General features: G+C 71.2%; 17 protein-coding genes. 10 read left to right on the top strand and 7 right to left on the bottom strand.

From position 1 onward, the window contains the following. The first annotated feature begins 265 nt into the window (after positions 1 to 265). The gene (locus F4558_RS11815) at positions 266 to 2,119 is read left to right on the top strand and encodes a pectate lyase-like domain-containing protein (protein WP_167944036.1); all 1,854 of its coding nucleotides are present in this window, start codon (positions 266 to 268) and stop codon (positions 2,117 to 2,119) included. 187 nt (positions 2,120 to 2,306) lie between these two features. Then, entirely contained in the window at positions 2,307 to 3,890 is a 1,584-nt protein-coding gene (locus F4558_RS11810) for a glycoside hydrolase family 99 protein (protein WP_312877316.1), read from the top strand. A 158-nt stretch (positions 3,891 to 4,048) separates the two neighbouring features. Here F4558_RS11810 and F4558_RS11805 read toward each other — a convergent pair whose 3' ends face one another. Beyond that, positions 4,049 to 4,915 carry a metallophosphoesterase family protein gene (locus F4558_RS11805; protein WP_167944035.1) on the bottom strand — a complete coding sequence of 289 codons (867 nt, stop codon included), beginning with the start codon at positions 4,913 to 4,915 and terminating at the stop codon, positions 4,049 to 4,051. A 139-nt stretch (positions 4,916 to 5,054) separates the two neighbouring features. Here F4558_RS11805 and F4558_RS11800 point away from each other — a divergent pair, with 139 nt between their 5' ends. Then, positions 5,055 to 5,906: an alpha/beta fold hydrolase gene (locus F4558_RS11800; protein WP_053659619.1), complete on the top strand. Its 852-nt coding sequence runs from the start codon at positions 5,055 to 5,057 to the stop codon at positions 5,904 to 5,906. A gap of 106 nt (positions 5,907 to 6,012) precedes the next feature. Here F4558_RS11800 and F4558_RS11795 read toward each other — a convergent pair whose 3' ends face one another. From F4558_RS11795 to F4558_RS11775, 5 genes are read right to left on the bottom strand one after another with little or no spacing between them, the layout of a single operon-like run. After that, entirely contained in the window at positions 6,013 to 6,642 is a 630-nt protein-coding gene (locus F4558_RS11795; RefSeq protein WP_053659621.1) for a hypothetical protein, read from the bottom strand. Beyond that, on the bottom strand, positions 6,639 to 8,045 hold the full coding sequence (locus tag F4558_RS11790) for a selenium-binding family protein (protein WP_167944034.1): 1,407 nt from the start codon (positions 8,043 to 8,045) through the stop codon (positions 6,639 to 6,641). Before F4558_RS11790 ends, F4558_RS11795 begins: the two co-directional genes overlap by 4 nt. A gap of 15 nt (positions 8,046 to 8,060) precedes the next feature. After that, complete coding sequence (locus F4558_RS11785) at positions 8,061 to 8,792, bottom strand: ABC transporter ATP-binding protein (protein ID WP_167944033.1); 732 nt, start codon at positions 8,790 to 8,792, stop codon at positions 8,061 to 8,063. Further along, a complete protein-coding gene (locus tag F4558_RS32125; protein ID WP_053659627.1) occupies positions 8,765 to 9,598 on the bottom strand; it encodes an ABC transporter permease in 834 nt (277 codons plus the stop codon). The genes F4558_RS11785 and F4558_RS32125 overlap by 28 nt, the downstream gene beginning before the upstream one ends. Continuing rightward, positions 9,595 to 10,575, bottom strand: coding sequence for an aliphatic sulfonate ABC transporter substrate-binding protein (locus tag F4558_RS11775; protein ID WP_053660027.1), 981 nt, complete (start codon positions 10,573 to 10,575; stop codon positions 9,595 to 9,597). Before F4558_RS11775 ends, F4558_RS32125 begins: the two co-directional genes overlap by 4 nt. 180 nt (positions 10,576 to 10,755) lie before the next feature. Here F4558_RS11775 and F4558_RS11770 point away from each other — a divergent pair, with 180 nt between their 5' ends. After that, positions 10,756 to 11,940, top strand: a complete 1,185-nt coding sequence (locus tag F4558_RS11770) for an LLM class flavin-dependent oxidoreductase (protein WP_053659629.1) — start codon at positions 10,756 to 10,758, stop codon at positions 11,938 to 11,940. Between the two features lie 111 nt (positions 11,941 to 12,051). Here F4558_RS11770 and F4558_RS11765 read toward each other — a convergent pair whose 3' ends face one another. Next, the gene (locus tag F4558_RS11765; protein ID WP_053659631.1) at positions 12,052 to 12,447 is read right to left on the bottom strand and encodes a hypothetical protein; all 396 of its coding nucleotides are present in this window, start codon (positions 12,445 to 12,447) and stop codon (positions 12,052 to 12,054) included. Between the two features lie 334 nt (positions 12,448 to 12,781). Between F4558_RS11765 and F4558_RS11760 the strand changes: the two genes are divergently transcribed. The 6 genes from F4558_RS11760 to F4558_RS11735 are packed head-to-tail and all read left to right on the top strand — an operon-like array spanning position 12,782 to position 17,332. After that, on the top strand, positions 12,782 to 13,084 hold the full coding sequence (locus tag F4558_RS11760) for an urease subunit gamma (protein ID WP_167944032.1): 303 nt from the start codon (positions 12,782 to 12,784) through the stop codon (positions 13,082 to 13,084). Beyond that, positions 13,081 to 13,422 carry an urease subunit beta gene (locus F4558_RS11755; protein WP_053659635.1) on the top strand — a complete coding sequence of 114 codons (342 nt, stop codon included), beginning with the start codon at positions 13,081 to 13,083 and terminating at the stop codon, positions 13,420 to 13,422. Before F4558_RS11760 ends, F4558_RS11755 begins: the two co-directional genes overlap by 4 nt. Further along, positions 13,419 to 15,122, top strand: a complete 1,704-nt coding sequence (locus F4558_RS11750; RefSeq protein WP_053660030.1) for an urease subunit alpha — start codon at positions 13,419 to 13,421, stop codon at positions 15,120 to 15,122. Before F4558_RS11755 ends, F4558_RS11750 begins: the two co-directional genes overlap by 4 nt. Further along, positions 15,122 to 15,823 carry an urease accessory protein UreF gene (locus F4558_RS11745; RefSeq protein ID WP_053659637.1) on the top strand — a complete coding sequence of 234 codons (702 nt, stop codon included), beginning with the start codon at positions 15,122 to 15,124 and terminating at the stop codon, positions 15,821 to 15,823. The genes F4558_RS11750 and F4558_RS11745 overlap by 1 nt, the downstream gene beginning before the upstream one ends. Then, entirely contained in the window at positions 15,813 to 16,577 is a 765-nt protein-coding gene (gene ureG / locus F4558_RS11740; RefSeq protein ID WP_082377661.1) for an urease accessory protein UreG, read from the top strand. Before F4558_RS11745 ends, ureG begins: the two co-directional genes overlap by 11 nt. Beyond that, positions 16,577 to 17,332, top strand: a complete 756-nt coding sequence (locus F4558_RS11735; protein WP_167944031.1) for an urease accessory protein UreD — start codon at positions 16,577 to 16,579, stop codon at positions 17,330 to 17,332. Before ureG ends, F4558_RS11735 begins: the two co-directional genes overlap by 1 nt. The last annotated feature ends 594 nt before the right edge of the window (positions 17,333 to 17,926 follow it).

Raw genomic sequence — 17,926 nt, 5'->3', positions numbered from 1 at the left:
ACCCCCTCCAACCCCGTCGATCATGGAGTTGTGGTGGTCGAAATACCGGCAGAAATCCACTAAGTCCCCCACCACAACTCCATGATCGACGAGCGGGCGGGGTGGGGCGGGGCGACGGGGGTGAGGTGGGGGCGAGGCGGGTTCCGGTGGCGATGGGGTGGGTGGGCTTGTGGGATGGCGTGACGGCTTGGGGGCGGGTAGAAACGGGGGCAAGAGAGCGCTCTCTTGCTGGGCGCCCGTCTGGCCAGTGGATTGGACGAACCGCATGACAAGCCCGTCCCGACGTACCCTCCTTCTCGCTCTGCTGGTGACAGCCGCCGTCACCATGACCAGCACCGCCGCCACCGCCGGTCGCCCCACGGGCGGCGCTCCCGACTTCGGACCCAACGTGACGATCTTCGACCCGGCCATGCCGGTCAGCGAGATCCAGCGGACCCTCGACGCGGCCCACGCCCGCCAGGTCGACAACGAGATGGGCACCGAGCGGCACGCGTACCTGTTCAAGCCCGGCACCTACGGCACTGCCGAGCGGCCGTTGCAGGCCAAGGTCGGCTACTACACCGAAGTGTCCGGCCTCGGGGCCTCGCCCACCGACGTCACAGTCAACGGCAAGCTGGAGGTCTACAACCGCTGCCTCGCCGACGGTGGCACCGGCAACTGCCTCGCGCTCGTCAACTTCTGGCGCACCCTGTCCAACCTGTCGCTCACCATTAACGCCGCGGGCCAGGACGACTGCCGGTCGACTGCGAACTTCTGGGCGGTGTCCCAGGCGGTGTCGATGCGCCGGCTCAACATCAACGGCGGCGGGCTGTCGTTGATGGACTACTGCACCGCCGGCCCGCAGTACGCAAGCGGCGGCTTCATCGCCGACTCGCGGCTGCCGGCCACCACGAACGGGTCCCAGCAGCAGTGGCTGACCCGCAACAGCGAGGTCGCCAGCTGGTCCAACGCCGTGTGGAACCAGGTCTTCGCGGGCGTGGAGGGCGCGCCCGACGACGCCACGTTCCCCGACCCGCCGTACACCACCCTCGACACCACGCCGCTGAGCCGGGAGAAGCCCTACCTGTTCGTCGACGGCAGGGGTCGCTACAACGTGCGAGTGCCCGCCGCGCAGCGCGACAGCCGTGGTGTCTCCTGGGCCGACGGCATGACGCCGGGCCGGACCATCGGCATCGGTGACTTCTTCATCGCGAAGCCGTCCGACCCGGTGCACGTGATCAACAGCCAGTTGGCGCGCGGTAAGCACCTGCTGCTCACCCCCGGCGTGTACGACATCGCCCGCAGCATCGAGATCCGCCGCGCCAACACAGTGGTGCTCGGCATCGGGCACGCCACGCTCACCGCCGTCAACGGCGCCGTCCCGCTGGACGTCGCAGGTGTCCCCGGCGTGATCGTCGCCGGTGTCACCATCGACGCCGGCACCGTCGAGTCACCGGTCCTGCTGCGTGTCGGTCGTCAGCACGGTCACCAGGCCAGCAGCCGCACCAACCCGACCACGCTGTCCGACGTGTACTTCCGTGTCGGCGGCCCGCACATCGGCCGGACCAACACCGCGCTGGAGGTCAACAGCGACAACGTGCTCATCGACCACACCTGGGTGTGGCGCGGCGACCACGGGGTCGAGGGCTTCACCGAGGGTGTCAACGGCGACACCGACCGCTGGCGCACCAACACCGGTCGCTACGGCGCCGTCATCAACGGCGACCACGTGACCGCCACCGGCCTGTTCGTCGAGCACTTCCAGCGCTACAACACGGTCTGGAACGGCGAGCACGGCACCACGATCCTCTACCAGAACGAGCTGCCGTACGACCCGCCGACGCAGGCCGACTGGATGAACGGCCGGGTCAAGGGGTGGGCCGGCTACAAGGTCGGCGACCGGGTACGCCACCACACCCTGTACGGCGGCGGGGTCTACGTCTTCAACCAGAACAACCCGTCGATCCGCACCGAGAACGGCTTCGAGGTGCCGAGGCGGCCGGGCGTGAAGCTGCACCACATCATGACCGTCAACCTCAGCGCCGGCACGATCGACCACGTGGTCAACGGAGTCGGCGAGGCTGCCGACATGACGAAGGTCGGTGCGCCGGTCTACATCGCGGAGTACCCCACCCCGTAACGGGCCCGCGTGCCGGAACGGGGGTCGGAGCCGCGGTGGCTCCGACCCCCGCCCCCGTCCGGCAGCTCGATTGAATCTTCCGCTTCACTGGCCGCAAATTGCAACGCCCAGTCAAACTCTTGCGGGTCGACATCCGTTGCTGCCACGATGACCGTCAATGCCTTCCGTCCCGAAGGAGTGGTCACCCATGGCGGTCTCCCGCCGCGGATTCGTCGGATCGGTGCTGGCCGGGTCCGCCCTCGCCGCCACCTCCACCACCGAACTGCTCGGCGCCCTGGCCCGACCCGCGTACGCCGCCAGCCCGGTGGGCGACGTCGTCGGCAAGGTGTCGGTCGGCTACCAGGGCTGGTTCAGCGCCCCCGGCGACTCCGCACCCATCGGCGGCTGGTGGCACTGGGGCCGGGACCGGTTCCAGCCCCCGTCACCTGCCAACACCACGATCGTGTCCTGGCCGGACATGCGCGAGTACACGCGTGGCTACCCCACCGCCTACCCGAACCTCGGCAACGGCTCGCCCGCCACCCTCTTCTCCTCCTACGACCAGCAGACAGTGGACACCCACTTCCGCTGGATGCAGGAGCACGGCTGCGACACCGCCGCGCTGCAACGGTTCAACCCGTTCGGCGACGAGGGCCCGACCCGCGACGCGATGACGCAGAAGGTCCGCTCCGCCGCCGAACGCCACGGCCGGAAGTTCTACATCATGTACGACGTCACCAGCTGGACGAACATGCAGTCGGAACTCAAGACCGACTGGACCACGAAGATGTCAGCGCACACCGCCTCCCCGGCGTACGCCCGGCAGAACGGCAGGCCGGTCGTCTGCATCTGGGGCTTCGGCTTCGACGACCCCGGGCGACCCTTCGCCCCGGCACCCTGCCTGGAGGTCGTCAACTGGTTCAAGGCGCAGGGCTGCTACGTCATCGGCGGAGTGCCGACCTACTGGCGGCAGGGCGTCAACGACTCGCGCGCCGGCTTCCTCGACGTCTACCACGCCTTCAACATGCTCTCGCCGTGGATGGTGGGCCGGACCGGCACCCTGGAAGGGCTCGACTGGTTCCACACCAACGTCAACGTGCCTGACCTCGCGGACTGCGCGGCGCGGGGCATCGACTACCAACCGTGCGTGATGCCCGGCGACCTCTCCTCGGGGCACCGCCGCCACGGGGACTTCTACTGGCGGCACCTCTACAACATGATCCGACTCGGTGCCCAGGGCCTCTACGTGTCCATGTTCGACGAGTACAACGAGGGCAACCAGATCGCCAAGACCTCCGAGACGCAGGCGACGACCCCCGCCGGGGCGGGCATCCGGTCACTGGACGAGGACGGCGTCGCCTGCTCCGCCGACTACTACCTGCGGATCACCGCCGACGGTGGCCGCATGCTCAAGGGCCAGATCGCGCTCACCCCCGTACGCCCGACGCCGCCGGTGCTCGGCGGCACGCCCCCGCCGCCCGGCGGTGACCTGGCCGCCGGCCGACCCACCGCCGAGAGCAGCCACACCCAGATCTACGGCTCCGGCAACGTGGTCGACGGTGACCCGAACAGCTACTGGGAGAGCGTCAACGGCGTCTTTCCGCAGTGGGTCCAGGTCGACCTGGGCGCGACGCGTACCGTCGGTCGGGTGGTGCTCAGGCTGCCGCCGTCGGCGGCCTGGGGCACCCGGACGCAGACCTCGCTGCGCACGGCAGCACCGACGGAACCAGCTTCGGCACGCTCGTCGCCGCGGCGGGCCGCACCTTCGACCCGGCCACCGGCAACCAGGTGACGCTCACCGTCGCCGCCGCGCAGACCCGCTACGTGCGGATCACCGTCACCGGCAACACCGGCTGGCCGGCCGGTCAACTCTCGGCTCTGGAGGTCTACGCCAGCTGAACCGTCGCAGGGGTGGCCACCGGCTCCGGCCGTTGGCCACCCGATGGCCCGTCAGCCTGTCGTCTGCCGCATCCGGCGCATGTCCTCCGCCGGGTCGATGGTGCGTACCGGGCGGGGCGTGGACCCGCGCCGACGCCACTCGCGCGGATAGCCCAACGAGACCTCCTCGAAACGCACACCGTCGTGGAAGGTCGTACGCGGAATGTGCAGGTGCCCGTAAACCATCGTGGACGCGCCGAAGCGCAGGTGCCAGTCGCGGGTGCGGACCGTGCCGCACCACTGGGCGAACTGCGGGTACCACAGCACGTCGGTGGGCTCGCGGACCAGCGGGTAGTGGTTGACAAGCACTGTCGGCAGCTCCGGGTCGAGCTCGGCTAACCGGCGTTCGGTCTCGGTGACCCGGGCGTCGCACCACGCCTCCCGACTCGGGTACGGGTCGGGGTGCAGCAGCGCCTCGTCGGTGCACACCACCCCGGCCGCGTACGCAAGGTCCAGTGACTCCTGCTTGGTGCGCGCCTCGGGCATCCGGAACGTGTAGTCGTACAGCACGAAGAGCGGGGCGATGGTGGCCGGACCGCCCGCGCCGTCCCACACCGGGTACGGATCCTCCGGCGTGACGATCCCCAGCCGCCGGCACAGCCGCACCAGCTCCTGGTAGCGGGCCTCGCCGCGCAACTGCACCGGGTCGTTGGGAGGCGTCCACAACTCGTGGTTGCCCGGCGCCCAGATCACCTTCGCGAAACGGCTGCTCAGCAGCCCGAGGGCCCATTCGATGTCGGCGTACCGCTCGGCCACGTCGCCGGCGACGATCAGCCAGTCGCCGTCGTGCTCCGGGCGTAGCTGCTGGACGAACTCCCGATTTTCCGGATAGCCGATGTGCAGGTCGCTGACAGCCCGTAGCCGAGGGGGAGGAGTCACCCCCCAACGCTAGGCCGCCCGGCGGGATCGGAAAACCCCTGTTCCTGCGACGTTGGGCGATCCATCGGTCCGCATATCCGGCGGCCTGACGGGAAAGCGCGGACGTCCGACAGCCCCGATCCGGAGCAGGAGACACAACATGCCTTTCATCACCGTAGGGACCGAAAACTCCGCGCCCATCGACCTGTACTACGAGGACCACGGATCCGGTCAGCCGGTGGTGCTGATCCACGGCTTCCCGTTCAACGGGGCGACGTGGGAAAAGGAGGTCACTCCGCTGCTCAACGCCGGATACCGGACCATCACCTACGACCGGCGCGGCTTCGGCAATTCGGCCCAACCGGCGTTCGGGTACGACTACAACACCTTCGCGGCGGACCTCGACGTGTTGATGACCGAACTGGACCTGCGGGACGCGATCCTTGTGGGCCACTCGATGGGCACCGGCGAGGTCGTCCGCTACCTGGGCAACTACGGCTCGCAGCGGGTGAGCAAGGCCGTGCTGCTGAGCCCGCTGCAACCGATGCTGGCCAAGGCCAAGGACAATCCGGAGGGCGTGGACACAAGCCTCTTCAAGGGCTTCCAGGACGCCATCATCAAGGACCGCTTCGCCTACCTCACCCAGTTCTGCGACGCGTTCTTCAACTACAGCGAGAACAAGGGCAAGCTGGTCAGCGACGAGGCGTACCGGGCGCACTGGCAGATCGGCGCGATGGGCTCGGCCAAGGCCACCCACGACAGCGTCGACGCCTGGCAGGAGGACTTCCGCGGCGACCTGCCGAAGATCGACGTGCCGGTGCTGATCGTCCAGGGCGACAAGGACAACGTGCTGCCGTACCCGGTCACCGGTCAGCGGCTCGCCCCGATGATGCCGACGGCCCAGCTCGTCACCCTCAAGGGCGCACCGCACGGTATCCCGTGGACGAACGCGGACGACGTCAACAAGGCGATCATGGCCTTCCTGAAGCAGCCGGCGAAGGCCCGCGCCTGACCGCTCCGGCTCGCTGACACCACGGCGGCGACGCAGCCGCCACGCCCGACCCGTGCTGGCCTCCGGCCGGCGCGGGTCGGGCCGCTTCGCGCCCAGAGGCTGGAGCTCACGCTCGAATCAGCGTGACCACCCCGGCTGCAACGAGCACACCGGCCCAGAGCCGGTCGACGTTGAACCACGCCCGGCGCAGCACCCCCACCCCGAACACCTGGTAGACAAGCACCGCGACGACCAGTGCGGTGCCGAGCATTGCCACTGTGTGCACCCCGGCCGCCGCCAGCCCGGGCAGCGCGCCCATCGGCGCGGCGGACAGGTGCCCGGCGTGGCCCCCGGCCGTGGGCTCGTGCACAAGCACCGGCAGCAGCATCAACCCCGCGCCGTGCGCCGACGACATGAGAAACGACCAGCCGGCGAGCTGCGCCGCTGACATCCGCATCCCCGCCCAGCGGAAGTGCCGCTCGGACAGCAACCGCCACAACCCGAAACCCACAAGGAGTACGCCGCCGGCAACCGCCAGGATGGTGCTCGCCGTCACCGAACGGGTCGCGGTGACCAGCGCGGCGACGATCCCCACCGAGGCCAGATGCCCCGCCGCGATGGGCGGCAGCGAGCGCAGCAGGGCCGTCCTGCTGCGCTCCTGGAGGCCGCGGGCCACCGCGAACAGCCAACCCATCGCCGGATTCAGGCCGTGGAACGCGCCGAGGGCGGCGAGCGTCACCCAGGTGCCGACGGTCACGGGAAGCAGTACGAGTCGGAGGATGCGTCCCCGCCCTGCAACCGCGTCTGGTGCACGCGCAGGCCACGGAACTCGTCGCCGTGCGGGAAGAACCTGACGTCCGGGGTGAGACCGCCGGCTTCCACGTCGACGTCCAGCTTGGCCAGCCAGGCGCCCACCCCGTCCGGATAGAACTGGTCGTCCCAGGCGCCGTAGAGGGAGTTGCTGACGTAGACCCGCCGGCCGTCCCGGCTCACCTCGACCATCTGCGGGCCGCCGGCCAACGCCTCGTCCGGCGCGGACGGGTGCGCAGTGCGGCGGACGATCCCGCCGAGGTGCACCGAGCCCCTCAGCACCGGGTGCAGCGGGTCGCTGACGTCGTACTGGCGCAGCTCCCCGGTGCCCCAGCAGGAGACGTACAGGAAACGGTCGTCGACGGACAGGTCGATGTCGGTCACCAGCGGCGGCACCGCGCCGAACGGCTTGAGCAGGTCGGGCAGGTCCGCGGGCTCGGCCGGTTCCGCCGGAATGTCGATCACCTTGGTGACCGCCCAGACGTCACCGTCGCGGTGCCACAGCCAGATCGAGGCGGACAGGTCCTCGACGCTGATCACCACCCCGACGAACCCGTACGACTTCGTCGGGTCGTGCGCCGGGCGTAGCTCCAGTGGCATCTGATACTGGTCGCCCAGGTCGACCCGCTGCACGTGCCGGCGCTTCGCGAGATCCCAGAAGTGGATGGCGTGACCGTAGCGCCGGCCCAGCAGCAGCTCACCGATGATGCCGTCCTCGATCATCGACGGGGTGCCCCACTCGCTTGTGACAAGCACGTCCTGGGTGAGGTGCCACCACATGTCGTACGCCAGGAACTGTGGCCCCCGGTCGGCCTCCCACGCCCCGCGTACCTCGAATGTGGTGTGGTCCAGGATGGCGATGCCGCCCGGACCCTCCGCGCCGTCCGCGCCGCCGAGAGCCGAGACGTAGATGCCGTCCGGGCCACAGTGCACCGTGTGCGGGCGGGAGTAGCCGGCGCGCTTGGCCAGCTCCTCCGGACCGATCACCTTCACCACCTGGGGTTGGCGCGGGTCGGGCTGGGTGTCGATGACGTGGATCCGCGACGAGCGCAGGCCGGGCACGATCAGGTAGCGCCGCTCGACGTGCGGGTGCGGGGCGGTCGGGCAGAGCGCACTGCTGCACGCGTTCCAACCGAAGTGGTGCAACTCGTCGCCCAGGTGCGGCAGGTCGGTCCAGCCGACGACCCGGCCGTAGTCGGGGGAGTCGGGGTCGGTGTCCAGCACCACTATCGCGTCAGGCCGGGTGGCTGTCCGGTCGAACGCCGCCACATAGGCGAGCTTCTCCGCGGGCGCGTTCACCGCCTCGCCGGGGGAGGGATAGAAGGTGGGGTCGGGGGTCCAGCGAGCCATCGAGGTCTCCGCTCGTCAGGTGGTGGGAACGCCGAGTTGGTCGAGCAGGTGCCGGCGCAGCGCGCCGAAGGCCGGGTCGTCCGGCGTACGGGTGGGTGCCAGGTCGACAGGCAGGTCCGCAGCGATGCGGCCCGTGTCCAGGAGCAGGATCCGGTCGGCGAGCAGCAGGGCCTCCTCCACGTCGTGGGTGACAAGCAGGGCAGCGAAACCGTGCTCGGCGCGCAGCCGGCGCAGCAGCATCTGCATCCGCAGGCGGGTCAGCGCGTCAAGGGCGCCGAACGGCTCGTCGAGCAGCAGCAGGTCCGGTTCGCGGACCAGCGCACGTGCGACGGCCACCCGCTGTGCCTGCCCACCGGACAACTCGGCAGGCCAGGCCCGGTGCCTGTCGGCCAGCCCGACCTCGGCGAGCGCCCGCTGGATGCGGCCGGCCGGATCGGGGCCGGACAAACCGAGCCCGACGTTCGCCGCGACCCGCTTCCACGGCAGCAGCCGGTGTTCCTGGAAGACCACTGCGGCGGTGCCGTGCACGGCGATCTCGCCGCCGGCCGCGCCGTCCAGCCCGGCGAGGATGCGCAGCAGCGTGCTCTTGCCCGAACCGCTGCCGCCCAGCAGGGCCACTACCTCGCCCCGCGCGATGCTCATATCGACCCCGGCCAGCACTGTCGTCGGCCCGAACGCGCGGCGGACCGCCCGGGCGGTGAGCACGGGCGCCGCACCGGTCAGGTGGCCCGCAGTCCGCGACGCCATGTCAACATCTTCCTCTCCGCAACACGCAGGGCAAGGTCGGATATCAGTCCGAGCAGGGCGTAGACGAGCAGGCCGAGCACCACCACATCGGTCTGGCTGAACTCGCGGGCCTCCATCATCAGGAAGCCGATTCCGGTCTGGGCGTTGACCTGTTCGCCGACGACGAGGCTGAGCCAGGCCGCGCCGATGGCCAGCCGCAGGCCGAGGAACAGCGCGGGCAACGCACCGGGCAGCACGACGTGGCGCAGTCGGGCGGCCTGGCCGAGCCCACAGGTACGGGCCGCCTCGACAAGCCGTTCGTCGATGTCCCGGATGCCGGCGTAGGTGTTGAAGTAGATCGGGAAGAACGCACCGAGGGCGACCAGACTGATCTTGAGCGGTTCGCCGATGCCGACCCAGATGATCAGCAGCGGGACCAGCCCCAGGTGCGGCAGCATTCGGCCCATCTGCACAGGCGGGTCCACAAGGTCGTCGCCGAGCCGCAGCAACCCCGCCACCGTGCCCAGGATCAACGCCAGCACGCCGCCGATCAGCAGCCCGACTCCGGCGCGGGTGAGCGAGTCCACCAGGTGTACGGCGAGCGTTCCGTCGCGGGTCAGCCGCCAGCCGGTGGCCAGCACCTCGCTCGGCGCGGGCAGCTTCTCAGGCGCCAGCAACCCGACCCGGGCCGCTGCCTCCCAGCCCAGCACCAGCACGACCGGGCTCACCAGCCGTCGCCACCGCCGGGCCGGCCGCTCACGGCGAGCCGCGACCGGCGCGGCGGCGGGGACCTCGGCGGGGGCCTCGACGAGAGTCGTACGGCTCACCGGAACACCTCGCTGAACCGGTCGTCGATCCGGGACCGCATGTCGACAGGGCCCGGGATGAGGCCCAGCGAGATGAAGCTGTCGGTGATCGCCTGGAGTTCGTCGCCGATGTCCGGGCCGACCGGGGCGAGCGGCTTGGCGCTGCGGGCGAGGGCGCGGCTGGTGACGTCCTCGGGGATCTTCAGCTCCGGCGCGAGGATGCGGGCCCGTTCCTGCGGGTTGGCGATGCCCCAGTCGGTCACCTCGCGGTACCGCTTGAGGAACGTGCGGATCTCGTCGGAGCGGTGTTCGACGGCGTCCGGTGCGGCCAGGACGTACTCGCGGTTGCTGGCCAGCCCCGTCGCGTCCGCGAGCACGCGGACCCCCGGCTGCTCGGCCAGGGCGAAGTACGGATCCCAGATCACCCAGGCGTCGACCTGCCCGTTGTCGAACGCGGGTCGGCCCTCGGCGGGTTTGAGGTACTTGACGTCGATGTCCTGCAACGTCATGTTGTTGGCCTCCAGCAGCCGGACCAGCAGCCAGTGCACGTTGGAGCCCTTGTTCAGGGCGACCCGCTTGCCCTTCAGGTCGGCGAAGGTGCGGTAGCCGCTGTCGGCCTTGACCAGCACGGCCTCACCCTGCGGGATCGGCGCGGAGGTGCCGATGACGGAGAACGGGATCTTGCCGGCCGCGGCGAAGACCGGTGGGGCCTCGCCGACCTGTCCGATGTCGATGGATCCGGCCTTGAGTGCCTCGGTGAGCGCCGGTCCGCTCTCGAACAGCGACCACTGCACTCCGGGGGTGGCGTCGCGCGCCTTGACCAGGCTCAGCCCGCCGAAGCGCTGGTAGCCGATGCGGAGCGTACCGGCGTCGTCCTTGGCGTCGGCGGACCCGCCGCAGGCGCTCAGGGCGGTCGTGGCGATCAGGGCCGCAGCCGTCAGGGCGGCCGTGACCAGCCTGCGGCGATGCAGGTGGCGGCTCGTCGAGGGGGTACGCATGGCGACTCCTTGGGTCGGGCAGGTGAACCGGGCCACGTCGACCGGTAGGGGTCGGGGCGGTCGGTAGCCTACTAACCCGATAGGTTTTATGGGTAGAGTGGCGGCGGGATCGTCCCAACCCTCAGGAGCGGCCCTCCCACCGCAGTGCCTACCGACCACGCACCGAAGGAAAGAGCCGAGATGACCCTCACCTTCCACTGGTTCCTGCCGACAAACGGCGACAGCAGGGACATCGTCGGCGGCGGACACGGCATGCCGTCCGGCACTGCCGGTCGTGCCCGACCAGCAAGCGTCGCCTACCTCGGGCAGATCGCCCGCACCGCCGAGCAGCTCGGCTTCGTCGGCGCGCTCACCCCGACCGGCGCGTGGTGCGAGGACGCCTGGCTGAGCACCGCGATGCTCACCGAGGTGACGGAACGGCTCAAGTTCCTTGTCGCCTTCCGACCGGGTCTGCTGGCACCCACCCTGGCCGCCCAGATGGCGTCCACCTTCCAGCGGCTGTCCCGGGGTCGGCTACTGCTCAACGTGGTCACCGGAGGCGAGTCCCAGGAGCAGCGGGCGTTCGGCGACTTCCTGGACAAGGACGCCCGGTACGCGCGGGCCGACGAGTTCCTGCACATCGTGCGCGGGCTGTGGCGAGGTGAGACAGTCGACCACACGGGCACCCACCTGCGCGTCGAGCAGGCGCGGCTGCACCGGCTGCCCGACCCGACGCCACCTGTCTACTTCGGTGGCTCGTCCGCCGCCGCACTGCCGGTGGCGGTACGGCACAGCGACGTCTACCTCACCTGGGGCGAACCGCCGGCCCAGGTCGCCGAGAAGCTCGACCGGGTACGGTCGCTCGCTGCCGCCGCTGGCCGTGAACTGCGCTTCGGCATCCGGCTGCACGTCATCGCCCGGGACACCGCGGACGAGGCGTGGGCGCAGGCCCGTCGCCTGCTCGACGGCATCGACGAGGCTGACATTCTGGCAGTGCAGAACGGGCTACGCCGCAGCGAATCCGAGGGGCAACGCCGGATGCTCGACCTGCACGGCGGCTCCCGCGACGGACTGGAGGTCGCACCCAACCTGTGGGCCGGCGTCGGGCTGGTCCGTGGCGGCGCCGGCACCGCGCTCGTGGGCAGCCACACCGAGATCGCCGATCGGATCGCCGAATACCACGCGCTCGGCATCGACGAGTTCATCCTCTCCGGTTATCCGCACCTGGAGGAGGCGTACTGGTTCGGCGAAGGTGTGCTGCCGATCCTGCACGAGCGCGGGCTGTGGCGGCACCCCGATGGTCAGCCGGCGACCGAGCACGTCGACGTCCCGTTCGCGGGAGCGCCCGGGCCGCGCCGCGAGCCGGAGCCCGCCGCGGCCCACTGATCCCATCGCGCTCTCGACTGCGGGTCAGGAGTCGTGGCCAGCAGACCCTGACGACGGGCATCCCAACGTCACGCCCGGCCGGGGCGACCCACGTCCCGGCCGGGCCGTGCCCTAGCGGTTCCGGCTGGCCAGCGCCCTGCCGATGCGCCGTCCCGCGAGGCTCACCACAGTGCTGCCGGCGGCCATGCCGACAAGCACCAGGAATCCACCGACCGCCCACAACCCGCTGTCGTCGGTCGACGCGGCCTGCCACGACCAGGCCACAGTGAAGGCGATCGTCATCACCGGCGCCACCAGCCACGGGCTCAGCCGCGTACCGGCCAGGGCGGCGAGCAGCACGAGCGTCAACACGCAGCCGATCACCTGCCACGGCTCGTACGGACCGCTCGTCGAGCTGGTCTCCGGGTCGACCGTGTACTCGGTGTCCCAGCCCAGCCAGAGCAGCCACACCCCGACCGTCGCCACCGCCAGGAACGCAGCGCCGAACAGTTTCTGATTACCCCTCATCGCCGTCACCGGGTGATCATCCCCTGCGCGTCTCCGGACACCCTGAGCACCCGTACCCACTGTCGCGGGCACGGCTGTGATCCCGAACGGACTGTTGCCCCGGCCCGTGGCGGTCCTCTACGGTCTGATCAAGCGGTGGGCGGTGCGGTCCGCATCCGACCGGAAGCCGCCGGGTGCTCGTCGCGCGGGCCGGGATGGTGGAGTCCCGGGTCACCCCGTCGGCAGCGGGCCAGGCGGTCGTGTGACTCCAGCTCGTACCCCGGGATGTTGCTGTCCCGGTGCGGCTCCCTGCGGAGCCGGCGAGCCGGGCACGCCGATCCCACCGGGAGATCCCGTGTTCCTCAGCCCGCACGAGCAGGACCGCCTGCTCGTCCACGTCGCGGCCGATGTCGCCCGCCGCCGCCGAGAGCGCGGCCTGCGACTCAACTACCCCGAGGCCGTCGCGCTCATCACCGCGTTCCTGCTCGAAGGCGCCCGCGACGGCCGGTCGGTGGTCGACCTCATGTCGGCCGGCCGGACCGTGCTCACCCGCGACGACGTCCAGGACGGCATCCCCGAGTTGCTGAGGGAGGTGCAGGTGGAGGCGACGTTCCCGGACGGCACCAAGCTCGTGACTGTGCACCACCCGATCCCGTGATCCCCGGGGAGATCCTGCCGGCCGACGGCCCGGTCGAGATCAACGCCGGCCGTCCGGTGACCACGCTGCTCGTGGTCAACACCGCCGACCGCCCGGTGCAGGTGGGCTCGCACTACCACTTCGCCGAGACCAACCCGGCGCTGACATTCGACCGGGACGCCGCCTGGGGGCAGCGGCTCGCCGTACCGGCAGGCACGTCGGTACGGTTCGAGCCGGGCGTCAGCCGCAGCGTGGACCTGGTGCCCCTCGGCGGCCTGCGCATCGTGCCGGGCCTGCGCGGGGAGTGCGCCGGGCCGCTGGACCAGGCCGCGCCGACGGCCGACGGGCCGGCGCGGTGAGCGCCGTGCGGCGGGACCGCTACATCGACCTGTACGGCCCCACCACCGGCGACCGCATCCGTCTCGCCGACACGAACCTGCTCATCGAGGTGGAGACCGACCACTGTGTCGGCGGCGACGAGGTGGTCTTCGGCGGAGGCAAGGTGATCCGCGAGTCGATGGGACAGTCCCGGACCACCCGCGCCGAGGGCGCTCTCGACACCGTCATCACCGGCGCCGTGGTGCTCGACCACTGGGGAGTCGTCAAGGCCGACGTCGGGCTGCGCGACGGCCGGATCGTCGCCCTCGGCCGTGCGGGCAACCCGGACACCATGCCCGGCGTCCATCCCGACCTGGTCATCGGTCCGGCCACCGAGGTGATCGCCGGCAACGGGCGGATCCTCACCGCCGGCGCCGTCGACACCCACGTGCACTTCATCTGCCCGCAGATCGTCACCGAGGCGCTGGCCAGCGGCATCACCACGCTCGTCGGCGGCGGTACAGGCCCCGCCGAGGGCACCCGGGCCACCACCGTCACCCCGAACGCGTGGCACCTGGCCCGGATGCACGAGGCGCTGGACACGCTGCCGGTGAACATTCTGCTGCTCGGCAAGGGCAACACCGTCTCCACCGAGGCGCTCTGGGAACAGTTGCGGGCCGGCGCGGGCGGTTTCAAGCTGCACGAGGACTGGGGCACCACTCCGGCGGCGATCGATGCCTGCCTACGGGTGGCCGACGCCTCCGGTGTCCAGGTGTCGATCCACACCGACACCCTCAACGAGGCCGGTTTCGTGGCCGACACCCTGCGTGCCATCGGCGGGCGGGCCATCCACTCGTACCACACCGAAGGTGCCGGAGGCGGGCACGCGCCGGACATCATCACCGTGGCCGGCGAGCCGAACGTGCTGCCGTCCTCGACGAACCCGACCCGGCCGTACACCCGTAACACCCTCGCCGAGCACCTGGACATGCTGATGGTCTGCCACCACCTCAATCCGTCGGTGCCGGAGGACCTGGCTTTCGCCGAGAGCCGGATCCGACCGTCCACGATGGCCGCCGAGGACCTGCTGCACGACCTCGGGGCGATCTCGATCATCGGCTCTGACGCCCAGGCAATGGGCCGGGTCGGCGAGGTGATCCTGCGGACCTGGCAGAGCGCGCACGTGATGAAGGAACGGGTGGGCGCCCTGCCCGGCGACGGCGCGGCCGACAATCACCGCGCCCGGCGGTACGTCGCGAAATACACGATCTGCGCGGCCATGGCCAACGGGCTGGAACGGGAGATCGGCTCCGTCGAGCCGGGCAAGCTCGCCGACCTGGTGCTCTGGGACCCGGCCTTCTTCGGGGTACGCCCACACCTGGTGATCAAAGGAGGCATGATCGCGTACGCACAGATGGGTGACGCCAACGCGTCGATCCCCACCCCGCAGCCCATGCTTCCGCGCCCGATGTTCGGGGCGTACGGGGCTGCCGCGGCGGCCACCAGCCTCACCTTCGTGGCCCCGGCCGCGCTCGACGCCGGGCTCCGCCTCGATGTGCGGCGGAGGGTGGTGCCCGTCGCCGACGTACGGTCCCGGGGCAAGGCCGACCTGCCGGAGAACAACGCGATGCCCCGGATCGAGGTGGAGCCGGACACGTTCACGGTCCGGATCGACGGTCAGGTGGTGGAACCGGACCCGGTGCCCCAACTGCCGATGGCCCAGCGGTACTTCCTGTTCTGATGGCGACGTCCAGCCTGCTCCTGCTGCTTGCCGACGGGCGCTTTCCGGCCGGCGCGCACGCGCACTCCGGCGGCCTGGAGGCGGCCGTCGCGGCGGGCCGGGTCGACGACCTGGCCTCGTTGGAGGCGTTCCTGATCGGCCGGCTGGCCACCGCCGGACTGGTCGGTGCGGCGTTCGCGGCGGCGGCGCACCGGGCGGCAGCGCCAGACGGCACCGGGGCGAATGAGCACGCCGGGGCCGCCCTGGCGCGGCTCGACGCCGAGCTGGACGCGCGGACCGCCTCCCCGGCGCTGCGCGCCGTGTCCCGCCGGCAGGGCCGGGCGCTGCTGCGCGCCGGGCGGGCGATCTGGCCGGACGCCGCGTTCGCCGACCTGCCCACCACCCCCGGCGGAGCGCACCAGCCGCTCGTCCTGGGGCTGCTCTGCGCCGCCGCCGGCCTCAGCCGCACCGAAACCGCGACCGTCGCCGCGTACGGCACGGTGACCGGTGCGGCGAGCGCTGGCGTACGCCTGCTCGGCCTCGACCCGTACCAGGTCCAGGCCCTGCTGGTCGGCCTCGCCGACGCCTGCGACGGCATCGCCGCCGACGCGGCGCGGGTCGCCGACGACCCACCGGAGCGGCTGCCGGCCGCGGCCGCTCCACTCGCCGACATCTCAGCCGAAGTCCATGCCACCTGGGAGGTGCGTCTCTTTGCGTCCTGACACCGCTGTACCCGCGTCCGCCGCCGAGCCGACCGCTGTGCCGCACGACGAGTCCGTTCCGCATACCCACCCGGAACCGGGGGTGGACCCGCACCCGCCGCTGGCGCGGGCCGGCCGGGCGCTGCGCGTCGGCATCGGTGGGCCGGTCGGCTCCGGCAAGACCGCCCTGGTGGCGGCGCTCTGCCGAGCCTTCGCCGGAGAGTTGCGACTCGGCGTGGTGACAAACGACATCTACACGACCGAGGACGCCGACTTTCTCAAGCGGGCCGGCGTGCTCGATCCGGAGCGCATCCGCGCCGTGGAGACCGGTTGCTGCCCCCACACGGCCATCCGCGACGACATCGGCGCCAACCTCGACGCCGTGGACGAACTGGCCGAGACCGTCGGCCCGCTGGACCTCGTGCTTGTGGAGAGCGGTGGCGACAACCTCACCGCCACCTTCAGCCGGGGCCTTGTCGACCGGCAGATCTTCGTGGTCGACGTGGCCGGCGGGGACAAGGTGCCGCGCAAGGGCGGACCGGGGGTCACCGCCGCCGACCTCCTGGTGATCAACAAGACCGACCTTGCGCAAATGGTGGGTGCCGACCTGGGGGTGATGGACCGGGACGCCCGCGCCCGACGCGGTGACCTGCCAACCCTGTTCCTGTCCATCGTGGCCGATCCAACGGCGGGCCGGGTCGCCGACTGGATCCGGCACGAACTGGCCCACCACGCGGCTCTGTACCCACTCGCCGTGTCGCCCGGCACGACCTGATGCGGGCGTCCGCCCGGCTGGTGGCCCGGGCCGACGGGCGGGGTGGCACGACCCTTGTCGAGGTGCACGGCGAGACGCCGCTGCTGCTGCGTCAGACCCCGGCCCGAAACGGCACCCCCACGGTGTACGTCGTGGGAGGCGCCGCCGGCCCGCTGGCCGGCGACGACCTCCGGTTGGACATCGAGGTGGGGGCCGAGGCGGCGGTACGGGTGCACTCGGTCGCCGCGTCGGTCGCCCTGCCCGGCCGTCCCGGTGCCGTGTCCTGGATGGTCGTGCGGGCGGCGGTGCACGCCGGCGCCACGCTGCACTGGTTGCCGGAGCAACTGGTCGCGGCGGCCGGTTGCGCGCACCTCGCCGAAGCCCACATCGACCTGGCCGCAGGGGCAAGCCTGCGCTGGCGCGACGAGTTGATCTGTGGCCGTTTCGGTGAGGCGCCCGGCAGCGCCGTCGTCCATACCCACGTCGACCACGACGGCCGGCCGCTGCTGCGGCAGTCGCTGGCCGTCGGGCCGCACGCGCCCGGCTGGGCCGGCCCGGCAGTGCTCGGCGGAGCGCAGGCCACCGGCTCGCTGCTGGTGGTCGACCCGTCGCGACCCGCCGAACCACCCCAGGTGCTTGCCGACGGAGCCGTCGTGCGACTGCCCCTCGCAGACGGGCCGGCAACACTGTGGACCGCGACCGCCCCGGACGCACACACCCTGCGCGCCCACCTGACCGTTGAGGCTCGCGCGCACGCGGCCGGGTGGGCTTGCTGAGGGCTGGTGCCACGGCGGCGGCAGAGACGGCATGGCGGCTGGGCGGCACGGGCCTCCCGGAGGGCGGCGTCCACCTCGTTGCGCCTCGGCGTCGGCGTGCGCGGCCCGCGGCGGACCTGTCGGCAGCGGCTTTGTCGCCGTCGGTCCCGTCGGCAGCGGTCCTGTCGCGGTGCCCGTCGAGGGCCGCCGGCTGTGACCGCGTGCCGGCAGGCATTGAGCGTGGCACGACGCCGGCGCGCCCGCGGCACTGACGGCAACGACCAGGGAACCACTGACGGCCGCGACCAAGGGGTGCAGTCGTCTCTGCTCGGGCAGGTTGGTCCGAAGCGTGATACCTGTGAGTCATCAAGATGACTCACAGGTATCACGCTCTAGAACCGCCCCGCCGAGGGCTGCTCCAGGGCGGCCCCCACCCATGGCTCGGACCCGCGCCCGCATCGCTGCTGGGACCCAGGTTCTCGGCATCGACCGGGACCCAGGTTTCGGCATCGACCGGCGCGTTCGTTGTGGCGGGATCGGCGCAGCACCCTCGCGGCTGCCTGGGGTGCCCGCGATGGCCTGGGAAGCGCGAGGGGCAGGCGGTGGCGGGCTCTG

Source organism: Micromonospora profundi, from assembly GCF_011927785.1.
GTDB classification, from domain to species: Bacteria; Actinomycetota; Actinomycetes; order Mycobacteriales; family Micromonosporaceae; genus Micromonospora; species Micromonospora profundi.
The sequence above is the reverse complement of the archived record's forward strand: the minus strand, read 5'-3'. Positions and strand labels throughout refer to the sequence as shown.

What these genes read in the sequence shown, in the direction of transcription:
- F4558_RS11800 (WP_053659619.1), top strand. Translation starts at nt 5,055, where the DNA reads ATGCCTTTCATCACCGTAGGGACCGAAAACTCCGCGCCCATCGACCTG.
- F4558_RS11765 (WP_053659631.1), bottom strand. Translation starts at nt 12,447, where the DNA reads ATGAGGGGTAATCAGAAACTGTTCGGCGCTGCGTTCCTGGCGGTGGCG.
- F4558_RS11735 (WP_167944031.1), top strand. Translation starts at nt 16,577, where the DNA reads ATGCGGGCGTCCGCCCGGCTGGTGGCCCGGGCCGACGGGCGGGGTGGC.
- F4558_RS11815 (WP_167944036.1), top strand. Translation starts at nt 266, where the DNA reads ATGACAAGCCCGTCCCGACGTACCCTCCTTCTCGCTCTGCTGGTGACA.
- F4558_RS11745 (WP_053659637.1), top strand. Translation starts at nt 15,122, where the DNA reads ATGGCGACGTCCAGCCTGCTCCTGCTGCTTGCCGACGGGCGCTTTCCG.
- F4558_RS11790 (WP_167944034.1), bottom strand. Translation starts at nt 8,045, where the DNA reads ATGGCTCGCTGGACCCCCGACCCCACCTTCTATCCCTCCCCCGGCGAG.
- F4558_RS11775 (WP_053660027.1), bottom strand. Translation starts at nt 10,575, where the DNA reads ATGCGTACCCCCTCGACGAGCCGCCACCTGCATCGCCGCAGGCTGGTC.
- F4558_RS11770 (WP_053659629.1), top strand. Translation starts at nt 10,756, where the DNA reads ATGACCCTCACCTTCCACTGGTTCCTGCCGACAAACGGCGACAGCAGG.
- F4558_RS11785 (WP_167944033.1), bottom strand. Translation starts at nt 8,792, where the DNA reads ATGGCGTCGCGGACTGCGGGCCACCTGACCGGTGCGGCGCCCGTGCTC.
- F4558_RS11810 (WP_312877316.1), top strand. Translation starts at nt 2,307, where the DNA reads ATGGCGGTCTCCCGCCGCGGATTCGTCGGATCGGTGCTGGCCGGGTCC.